Origin of the sequence: Bacillus cereus group sp. BfR-BA-01381, from assembly GCF_022663555.1 — a bacterium.
In the GTDB taxonomy this organism is placed as follows: Bacteria; Bacillota; Bacilli; order Bacillales; family Bacillaceae_G; genus Bacillus_A; species Bacillus_A pacificus.
Window position 1 is genome coordinate 21,610 of the sequence record NZ_JAKUFR010000058.1, and the last position, 10,360, is coordinate 31,969.

The window sequence follows — 10,360 nt, forward strand, 5'->3', positions numbered from 1 at the left end:
CCGAAAACGGGACACATATTAGAACACCTCCCGAATTCGCATATTAAGTATGCAAATTCAATGGAGGTGTTCTTTTTATCATTTAGACTTGTAAAATGCTTCGTATTTCTTCTAAACGTAAATTTGTAAACTTTGCAATATCTTCGATTGTCATTCCATTTTTATGCATTCCACGAATTAATTGAATCTTACCTTCTTCAATCCCCTCTTTCTTTCCTTCATTACGAGCATGAGCGAACTTTGCGGCTTCATCCATCAAAGCTTTCTCTCTTGCCTCATATGCTTGTCGGAAAGAAGAATCTTGACTCATACGCTCCCATTTATTCATCGCTTTTTGTAAAATCGGATCTTGGTTCATCGCAATGTCCTCCAATGTTTGGGTTAGTTGTTCATCCTCGTTTGCCGGAAGTAATAATAACCAACGAACAAACAAATCTTCCCAAGGATTTACTTGTTCATTCCGCCACTGTTGCATAAGTTTCGAAATCTCTACGATGTGAACTTCGATATGACTACTCAACATTTTATGTTGTTGGCGATTCCATAAAACTCCTGTTGTATGGAATGCCTCGTATTCAGGAAACATAACGAAATTTAACCAATTGATTGTAATTGTTTTATGAAGAGAGCTGTATGGCATTCCCTTTTGAAGTTGAGCTGTGTATAACCTTCCCCAATAATATAAACTGCGTTTAATCATATCATGATTATTATTGAGTTGTATTTCTACATTGACTTTTGTTCCTGTGTCTAATGTAGCTGAAATATCTAAGATAGATAACTTATCTTCTTCATGTTCCCTGTGTAAATGTGGATTTGCGAATTGTAACGAAACAATGGGTGATTCTAAAGAATCCTGTAACATCGCATTTAAAAAAGCAATTAAAATATCTTCATTTCCACTTGTGCCAAATAATTGTTTAAAAGCAAAATCAATGCGTAAATTCACTAATTGTTGGCTGGACATAAAATGTTCTCTCCCCATCTCATAAGAGGCTTTTCTTTTCTTTTCTTTTATTGTACATAAAATAGTGATACGCATACAAACAAGCACTTACTTAAATTTCTTAAAATGACCTGTTTTTGCAGGTTATCACATCACTTCTCACGATGCAGACATTCTTACGATTGACGTACTTCTATCCTCACCTTTACTAGATCCTAACACTTCCGAAAAAGATGCGGAAGAATACGCCTATTTACAACAACTAGCTGAATCAATTTCTCATTCTGAATTATGTACTTCTATAAAAGCAAGTGCACTTATTTAAACACGAAAAGAGGGTTATTTATCATAACCCCCTTTTGCTATCTATTTACGTTTGTACTTGATCATAATAATGCATTCTTTTATATGCAACTTATATAAGTATCAAGGTGTTTTTCTCATTCTGAATGAAACACCCTTACGTCTATACACACTCAGCACAATCCCCATTATAAGCGCATGAAATACAGTCGGCGTTAATCCGTAACTAATAAAAGGTAAGGATATAGCAGCAAGCGGCAATAATCCTAGTATCATCCCAACATTATAAATGAACTGGAATACAAAAAGAGTCAATCCACCAACGAGCAGCAATTTACCGTACCGATCATTTACTTTATAAGAGATGACTATTAATCTTGCTACAAAAAGAGAAAGAACGAAGACAAGAATTAACGCAAGCCAATACCCATAATAGTAAGTCAAACTTGCAAATACAAAATCAGTATCCGGAGCAGGGATGAATTTTGTATCTCCAGATGTACCAAACCAACCTGCTGATGACATTACCTCTTTTAATCGTATATACATAAATCCTGCGCCACCTGCATCACTCTCAGGATTTAAATACCCTAAAAGTCTATCTAGGTGGTATCCTGAAGACCATGATACGGATACCTTGATCATAAATAAACAAATAGGTACAATCGTAATAATCAACGACGTTTTCTTTCCTAGCTTACTCCACCAAAGCATAACGAATACCATCGTAATATAGATAAAAATTGACGAAAGGGTGGATACAATTAAAAATAAATACAAAGAAAATAAATATAAAACCACAAGATGTATAATCTTTAACCTACTATCACTAAAAAAAGAAGCCCAAGCTAGAAAAAAGAAAGGCACTGCCATTAGACAGTCAATTGCAATTGGGCCGATTTGTATTAACGGTTCTCCAATCATTGAAGCGTTTGGAAAACAGTATAGCATTAACAGGATAACTACTCCGATTATATAAAACAACCATCCCATTCTCTCTAATTTCCGATAATCAAGTAACATCATCCCAATCGCTGTTACAACACCGAGAATAACAAATATCACCTTATTTATTATTACATCATTCGTATATTCAAAAACTAAAACCGGTAAAAAACCTAACCCCATAGCAGCCACTAATAAAATAAGTAAAAACCAATCCACCTTTGGCTTATGAAGTTTATTAAGTTCTTGCCCTAGTTTAATTGGACTCCCCATTTGTTCCACTGCTTTATTTTCAGCGACCTCCTCACTCAAACCTTTTTCTATCCATGTGTTCTTCGCCTGTTTTAGGTGAAAATCTAGTTCCGTTGCTACAAAGCTCTTTGCTTCATTTGATTTAATATGATTCGTAACTTCGCTTACAAAACGATCCCCTTTTTTATTCAATTCCGCCTCACTCCTGTACTAAGCCTTTTAGTATAAATTGTACCTTCGTAGCATTTTTTTCTGCCTTTCGCAGCATCTTTCTTCCTTTATCATTTAATTGATAATATTTGGCTCCTTCATGATCCCAACTTGATTGAATAAAACGATTCTGCTCTAGACGATGTAATACGGTATATAAAAACCCTTCATTTCCTTCGAATTTTCGAATCCCTCTTCCTCGTAGCAGCTGTGACAATTCGTATCCTGTTTTTTCATTACTGAGGAGTTGTAAAATCGCTAACGAGATGTCCTCTTCCTTCTCGTTCGAAGCATTGATTTTTTCGTGCACCTGCTTTCGATGTTGATCAGAAAAACTCAAATGTTTAAACGTTTTATTCTCCATTGATTTTCGCAGGCCTTTTAATCGATCTTCCATTTGATTATTCCTCCAATCCTTTCTTCAAAAGCTCCTTCGCTTTTTTCAGTCTCGTTTTTATCGTGTTTTCCTTTATCTCTATTACTGTAGCAATCTCTTTAATTGATAATTCTTCATAATAAAATAGATAAATGACTTCTCGATATTTGATCGGTAAATTCATTACTGCAGACGCGAGCTCACGGTCCTCGGCATTTTGCATAACAGTTTGTTCGACACTATCATTTTGAACCCCCATATAAGCAGATTCATCCTCTGTCACGATCACCTTTTTGTTATACCAACTTTTTATATAGTCCTTACATTGATTAATCGCAATTCTCCATAACCACGTTTTCACATTCGACTTCCCTTTGTATGTATGAAGAGATTTATAGCATTTCATAAATATATCTTGCGTTACATCCTCAGCAATTTCTTTATTGTTTACATATGAATACACAAGCTGCAAGACTTCTTGTCCATACTTGTTCATAATTTCATCGATAAGGAGTTCCTTATCTTCTATTTCAAACGCTTCTATCATTAATTCATCCACATCATTTCCTCCTTCCCATATATTAGACGACGCACTGTATGGAAAAGTTTTATAAATTTACAAAAAAATACAGAGGGTAATAACGTTTTTTATAAAACACTTCCTCAGCAACTTACATATAATAAACCGAATAGTCGTTACAATACATTCACCTAAAGAGCGTCTTTCTCCCAAGGCGCTCTTTCATTTTGAAATTCTTCTTCAAAAACCGCTAAATAAAAAAGAACCCATTTAATCAGGGTCCCCCTTCTTCCTAACACTCACTTAAAGAATCTAATATCTCATAGCCATACAAAGAGGGCTTCATAATATCAAAACCGATAAATTCTTCATACTTCTTATCCGAAAAATAAAATACGATATTATGAAATAACACTTTTTGCAAATGAGTATCCTGAGAAAGTCTAAATGAGTATATGTATGTATTATCATTTGAAGTTTTCTTTATATATATTTTACTCTTATTTGTTAATTCTTTTAATTTACGAGCATTTTCTCCAAAAAACTCTATCCCCACTATACGATCGAATTGATCTATATCTAAATTTAATGTCGGATTTTCTTCCAATTCTTCAGTTGATTCAATCTCAATTTCTGAAGTGAATGGAATTACATACAGATATGCCATCTGGATTGCAGGGTCGTAAGTAATTAATTTTTTCATGATACACCTCATATCGGTATCTTATTTTTTTGTATTACACTTATCTCAATAAACTAAATATTAGGTTTTCGAGTTATAAAATACAAGTATAGTATTTGAATTTCTATACATAACGCAGCTGCTTGCTATTGTTGATCTACTGCTTTTCTAGTTCTGTTGTTTATTTCATCTGAACGTTGCTATCATTATCCTTATTTTTTAGTTATGTTTGTTTATTTAACAAGGTTGAATGAAAACCTTAACTTGTAGGCGGTCACAAATAAGTTGTATATGACAAAACACGCTTTACACACTACCCAACCATTTAAAACTAGGGCTTTTCATCCATTTGTCTTGTTCCCTATTTTAAAACATAATACAATTAAACTGTAACTTAATAAGCTATAACTAGTAGGTGTGGCAATCATCTCTTCCATTTCGAAAAAAGGGGGAGGTGATAATATGATCGCGATGTTTGTAATGAAATTCATGTACGGTATCCTAACCGGAGCTGGCATTGTCATCGGTAGAAGATACGTCGGTCCGTGGCTAATTTCTGTATACAAAAAAGCGAGAACCACCCTGCTTCGTGGAAAAGGTAAGGGCGGTTCTCGGCTAAAACGTTAATGTAATTTTCTTATAACCGCACCTACTACCACCACAATAGCAAGTTAGGTTACAAAGGCAGAAGTTTCTCAGGCTTCTGTCTTCTTTATTTTATGCAAAATTCATACTATATACTCTACCATCATTGTAACACATTTTATTTATTTTTAGTCAAGATAAAAAACACCTAAAGAGTTTCTCTTCAGGTGTTTCTCTATTTTACGCTAATGCAGCTGCATGCTCTTGTTGATCTACAGGAATGACAGCGTCTGTTAATGCTTTCTCTAATTCAGCTGTGTATTTCATTTGCTCTTCTTTGCTCCAGCCTAGTTTTGCAGCCATGTAGTTGATTACTGCTTCTTTCCACTCGTATACCCAGTGGATGTTGAAGAATACAGCGCCTCTGCGGCGTACGAAGAAGTCGACTGGTTTTGCTGTCATTTCGTAATCCATTGCGTATACAAGTGGGATTAGAACGTCTAGCGGCATGTTGTATTCTTTCGCTTCGTCTTTATGTTTTTTCGCTAATTCGAACAGTACGTCAACGTTAGAGCCATAGAATTTCGCGAATTCTTCTGCTTGTGCTGTCGTTAAACCGTATTTCGTACCTTCGCCTGCTTTTTTCGCGATAAACGCTGGTAATCCTTTAGAGCCATCTACATGTCCACCAGAGATTGGCATATGTTTCGTTGTGCTCTTCGGATATGCACTATGACCTTCTTTTTGTAGTAAGTTCGTTACATAGTCTACTACCATTTCAGCCATTTTGCGGTATCCTGTTAATTTACCACCTGCGATTGTAATTAAACCAGATTCAGAAGTCCAAATTTCGTCTTTACGAGAAATTTCAGATGCACTCTTACCTTCTTCGTAAATTAACGGACGTACGCCAGCCCAGCTTGACTCGATGTCTTTTTCCGTAATTTTTACGCTTGGGAACATGTAGTTAATCGCATTAATGATGTATGTGCGATCTTCTGTTGTCATTTGTGGTACAGCTGCGTCTTTATCATAGAACGTATCTGTTGTACCTACATAAGTTTTCCCGCCGCGTGGAATCGCGAATACCATACGTTTATCTGGTGTATCGAAGTAAATTGCTTGCCCTAATGGGAAACGTTTTTGGTCAATTACTAAGTGAACACCTTTTGATAACTGAAGTACTTTTCCTTTTTTCGAGTTATCTTTTTCACGAAGTGTATCTACCCAAGGACCAGCTGCGTTTACAATTTTCTTACCGTAAACTTCGTATACTTCACCATCTAGTAAATCGATTACACGTACACCACATACTTTTCCATCTTTATATAAGAAACTATCTACTTTTGCATAGTTAACAGCTTTTGCACCGTGCTCAATTGCTTCTTTCATTACTTCAATTGTAAGACGCGCATCGTCTGTACGATATTCTACGTAGTAACCGCCGCCTTTTAATCCTTCTTGTTTTACAAGAGGCTCTTTCTTCAGCGTTTCTTCACGGTTAAACATTTTTCTGCGCTCGCTTCGTTTTACACCTGCTAAGAAGTCGTATACACGAAGACCAATTGATGTACTGAATGATCCAAACGTACCGCCTGTATGGAACGGAAGTAACATCCACTCTGGTGTTGTTACATGGGGACCGTTCTCATATACGATCGCACGCTCTTTACCCACCTCTGCTACCATTTTCACTTCAAGTTGTTTTAAATAACGTAGACCACCGTGTACAAGCTTCGTTGAACGACTTGATGTACCTGCTGCAAAGTCCTGCATTTCAAACACAATTGTTGATAACCCGCGTGTTGCTCCATCTAATGCAATACCAGAACCAGTAATACCTCCACCAATTACGATCACATCTAATTCTTGTTTATTTACTCCGTTTAATACGTCTTTACGTTGTTTACTTGAAAATTTCATGGTAATTCCTCCCTTTGATAACGAAAAAAGAGACCACAAACTCCGCTATAGATTTCGCCTCTATAGCGTGTTGTGGTCTCTCCAAATCTCCTACCGAATTATTAACTTGTCACCATTATAACACTGTTTATGATTATTTGAAAGCTTTTGTTGCTTCAATTGCTTTTTTCCATCCAGCATATAGCTCTTCGCTTGTTTCCGCTTCCATCGTTGGTTCGAAGCGTTTGTCCATATGCCACTGTTCTTTAATTTCATCTTGGTTTTTCCAATATCCAACCGCAAGACCAGCTAAGTATGCTGCACCTAAAGCAGTCGTTTCATTGATCACCGGACGCTCTACAGGAACATCTAAAATATCACTTTGGAACTTCATTAAGAAGTTATTTTTAACCGCTCCGCCATCAACGCGTAATGTTTTTAGTTCAATACCTGAATCTGCTTCCATTGCGCATAATACGTCTTTCGTTTGGTAAGCTAAAGATTCTAGTGTTGCACGAATAAAATGCTCTTTCGTCGTACCGCGTGTTACACCAAACATAGCGCCGCGTACTTCACTATCCCAGTACGGTGTACCTAAACCTACGAACGCTGGTACAACGTATACACCGTCAGTTGATTCAACGCGAGAAGCATACACTTCACTCTCACTCGCATCTTTAAACATGCGCATTCCGTCACGTAACCATTGAATTGCAGAACCTGCTACGAAAATACTTCCTTCTAATGCATAGTTTACTTTACCATCTATTCCCCATGCAATTGTTGTTAATAGACCATGCTCAGAAGCTACTGCTTTTTCACCAGTGTTCATTAACATGAAGCAACCAGTTCCGTAAGTATTTTTCGCCATACCTTCACCGAAACAAGCTTGTCCAAATAATGCTGCTTGTTGGTCACCAGCTACACCTGCAATCGGTACATTTTGACCGAAGAAGTGATAGTCAATTGTTTCTCCATACACTTCAGATGATGGACGTACTTCTGGAAGCATGCTCTTTGGTACTGTTAACATTTCTAGAAGCTCATCATCCCACTTTAAGTCGTGGATGTTAAACATTAATGTACGTGATGCATTTGAGTAATCCGTTACGTGCGCTTTACCACCAGATAGTTTCCATACAAGCCACGAATCAATTGTTCCGAATAATAGATCGCCGTTTTCTGCTTTCTCTCTTGCACCTTCAACGTTATCTAAAATCCATTTTACTTTCGTACCAGAGAAGTATGCATCAATTAAAAGACCTGTTTTTTCGCGAACCATTTCGCCATAACCTTTTTCTTTTAACTCATCACAAATTTCAGCTGTTTGACGAGATTGCCATACGATTGCGTTGTAAATTGGTTTACTAGTTGTTTTATCCCATACAACCGTTGTTTCACGTTGGTTCGTAATACCGATACCAGCGATTTGTTCTGGTTTTACATCAGCTTCACTTAAACAAGTTGCGATAACTGCTAAAATAGATCCCCAAATTTCTTGCGCGTTATGCTCTACCCAGCCTGGCTTTGGAAAATGTTGTGTAAATTCTTTTTGAGCTGAATGAACAATTTCACCTTTTTTATTGAACAGAATTGCGCGTGAGCTAGTTGTTCCTTGGTCTAATGAAAGAATATATTTTTTCATATCGGTTTCCCCCTTATGCTACTTTTCTACTATTTGTATTGCTTCCACTTTTTTTGCTTGTCATATAAGAGATTGCTAGTACAATCACAGTTGCAATAATTACATAAATAAGTGCTGCATTTTGTTTTCCTTCAAATACAACTTGATGGAATAATCCTGCAAGTGATCCACCTAAAATCGGACCTACTACTGGGATCCATGCATACTTCCAATTTGAACCGCCTTTTCCTGCAATCGGAAGGAAGAAGTGCGCGATACGCGGACCTAAATCACGTGCTGGGTTGATTGCGTATCCTGTCGTTCCACCTAATGATAAACCAATACTTACAATTAAGAAACCTACGATAAATGGATTTAATCCATCTGCAAATTTATTTGCACCAATTGCTAATATACCAAATACTAAAACGAATGTTCCAATCATTTCACTTAAAAGGTTTGCAAATGTGTTCGGAATTGCTGGACCTGTTGCAAATACACCTAACTTTGTTCCTGGATCCTCTGTTTCTTTCCAGTGTGGTAAGTAATGTAAATATACGATAACTGCCCCGATAATTGCCCCAATCATTTGTGCTGCGATATAACCAGGTACGTCACTCCATGGGAACGCTCCCTTAAATGCTAATCCTATCGTTAAAGCTGGATTCAAATGTGCCCCACTAATTGATCCAACCGCATACGCTGCAACCGCTACTGCTAAGCCCCAGCCCATTGTAATAACAATCCAACCAGAATCTTTCGCAAACGACTTCTTTAAACTTACACCAGCACAAACGCCGCCACCAAGTACGATTAACAACGCAGTCCCTATTAACTCTCCTAAAAATGCTGACATAGTATCCCTCCACAATCAATTTAAACGCTTCCAAATGTGATAGAGGTAAAATGAATGGCCATTCGTTTTTATCAAAAGAAAAAGACCCACAGCTTTGCACGCTTCTATATAAATTTATATAGAAACAATGAAATGTGGATCTCTTCTTTTCTCCGTCACGTTTATTAACTTGTCTATAATGTTAACCGTTAATGAAAGCGGTGTCAACAGAATTATTTCACATTTTCGTCACTTTTTTTGGTAATGTTTCCATAGTTCGCGTTTTGATGTCGTAATTGCTGTCGCACCAGCATTTAACGCTTTCTCCACATCATCCACTGTACGAATAAAACCACCCGCTAAAATCGGTACACCAGTACGCTCTTTCACTTCAGCGATCACGTCCGTTAATGCTCCAGGAAGTACCTCTATATAATCCGGTTTCGTCTTATCTAAAAGATTGCAGCTCTTCTCCATTGCACTCGAATCGATTAAAAAAATACGCTGAATTGCCACAACACCTTTTTGCTTCGCCTTCATAATCACGCTCGCCTTCGTTGAAAGTAACCCGTACGGTCTAAACTCCTGACATAAATACTCCGTCGCATGCCCATCACTCTGCAAACCATGAATTAAATCCACATGTAAAAACACCTTTTTACAGTATTGCTTCGCAAGTGATATAACACTCTTCAATTGACCGACATGAATATCTAAAATAACGATATACTCATACGAACTATGTAATAGCTTTTCCAAATCTTTAATTTGCCTTACTGCCGGCAAAATCTTCTGTTCATGAAATTCCATTCTAAATATCCCCTTCTTTATGTCGTCCTATCCTTTATAGTACACAATTTGAGTGAAAAGAACAGCTGGTGTAGGGGATTTCTTTCATTTTTCTCGTTCTTCTTTTAAACGTTTACTAAAAATCATACTATGTTTCTCACCTATCTACGTCTAGTAAGAGCAAATACATGATGATGAGTAAAGCGAGTTGTCGTTGCGTTGGCTGTGCAACTTGTGCGTTACAGCTTATAATGGTGCTATTTCATGTGCTATACGATGTAGGTTTCATATATTTTTCTTCTATAATAATTTCCCGAACAATAACCGTGCTTCTTAATATTGTCGTTTCGTGTCGGTAAGTCGATATCCTATGTCGAATCGTCGATATATT

At 36.9% G+C, this 10,360-nt stretch carries 10 protein-coding genes and 1 pseudogene; 2 read left to right on the top strand and 9 right to left on the bottom strand.

The genetic code is table 11. The features are described from left to right. Window positions 1–82 precede the first annotated feature (82 nt). Window positions 83–967 carry an Rpn family recombination-promoting nuclease/putative transposase gene (locus MR079_RS18970; RefSeq protein WP_242294436.1) on the bottom strand — a complete coding sequence of 295 codons (885 nt, stop codon included), beginning with the start codon at window positions 965–967 and terminating at the stop codon, window positions 83–85. Window positions 968–1,076: 109 nt separating this feature from the next. Between MR079_RS18970 and MR079_RS18975 the strand changes: the two are divergent. Continuing rightward, window positions 1,077–1,271: pseudogene (locus MR079_RS18975) on the top strand (hypothetical protein); the annotation flags it as partial. A gap of 101 nt (window positions 1,272–1,372) precedes the next feature. Here MR079_RS18975 and MR079_RS18980 read toward each other — a convergent pair. The 4 genes from MR079_RS18980 to MR079_RS18995 form a co-directional block, all read right to left on the bottom strand. Continuing rightward, window positions 1,373–2,638 carry an FtsW/RodA/SpoVE family cell cycle protein gene (locus MR079_RS18980; protein ID WP_242294437.1) on the bottom strand — a complete coding sequence of 422 codons (1,266 nt, stop codon included), beginning with the start codon at window positions 2,636–2,638 and terminating at the stop codon, window positions 1,373–1,375. Window positions 2,639–2,645: 7 nt separating this feature from the next. Further along, entirely contained in the window at window positions 2,646–3,053 is a 408-nt protein-coding gene (locus MR079_RS18985) for a PadR family transcriptional regulator (RefSeq protein ID WP_062821503.1), read from the bottom strand. 4 nt (window positions 3,054–3,057) lie between these two features. Further along, the gene (locus tag MR079_RS18990; protein ID WP_062821502.1) at window positions 3,058–3,591 is read right to left on the bottom strand and encodes a sigma-70 family RNA polymerase sigma factor; all 534 of its coding nucleotides are present in this window, start codon (window positions 3,589–3,591) and stop codon (window positions 3,058–3,060) included. Between the two features lie 253 nt (window positions 3,592–3,844). Then, window positions 3,845–4,255, bottom strand: a complete 411-nt coding sequence (locus tag MR079_RS18995; protein WP_070805415.1) for a DUF2283 domain-containing protein — start codon at window positions 4,253–4,255, stop codon at window positions 3,845–3,847. Between the two features lie 441 nt (window positions 4,256–4,696). Here MR079_RS18995 and MR079_RS19000 point away from each other — a divergent pair, with 441 nt between their 5' ends. Continuing rightward, window positions 4,697–4,861: a hypothetical protein gene (locus MR079_RS19000; protein WP_242294438.1), complete on the top strand. Its 165-nt coding sequence runs from the start codon at window positions 4,697–4,699 to the stop codon at window positions 4,859–4,861. Between the two features lie 198 nt (window positions 4,862–5,059). Here MR079_RS19000 and glpD read toward each other — a convergent pair whose 3' ends face one another. From glpD to glpP, 4 genes are all read right to left on the bottom strand, one after another. Further along, window positions 5,060–6,742 carry an aerobic glycerol-3-phosphate dehydrogenase gene (glpD, locus tag MR079_RS19005; protein WP_000672816.1) on the bottom strand — a complete coding sequence of 561 codons (1,683 nt, stop codon included), beginning with the start codon at window positions 6,740–6,742 and terminating at the stop codon, window positions 5,060–5,062. 133 nt (window positions 6,743–6,875) lie between these two features. Further along, on the bottom strand, window positions 6,876–8,366 hold the full coding sequence (gene glpK / locus MR079_RS19010; protein ID WP_242294439.1) for a glycerol kinase GlpK: 1,491 nt from the start codon (window positions 8,364–8,366) through the stop codon (window positions 6,876–6,878). A gap of 13 nt (window positions 8,367–8,379) precedes the next feature. Continuing rightward, window positions 8,380–9,201, bottom strand: a complete 822-nt coding sequence (gene glpF / locus MR079_RS19015; protein WP_001272193.1) for a glycerol uptake facilitator protein GlpF — start codon at window positions 9,199–9,201, stop codon at window positions 8,380–8,382. Between the two features lie 228 nt (window positions 9,202–9,429). Beyond that, window positions 9,430–9,990, bottom strand: a complete 561-nt coding sequence (gene glpP / locus MR079_RS19020; protein ID WP_000394283.1) for a glycerol uptake operon antiterminator GlpP — start codon at window positions 9,988–9,990, stop codon at window positions 9,430–9,432. Window positions 9,991–10,360 lie beyond the last annotated feature (370 nt).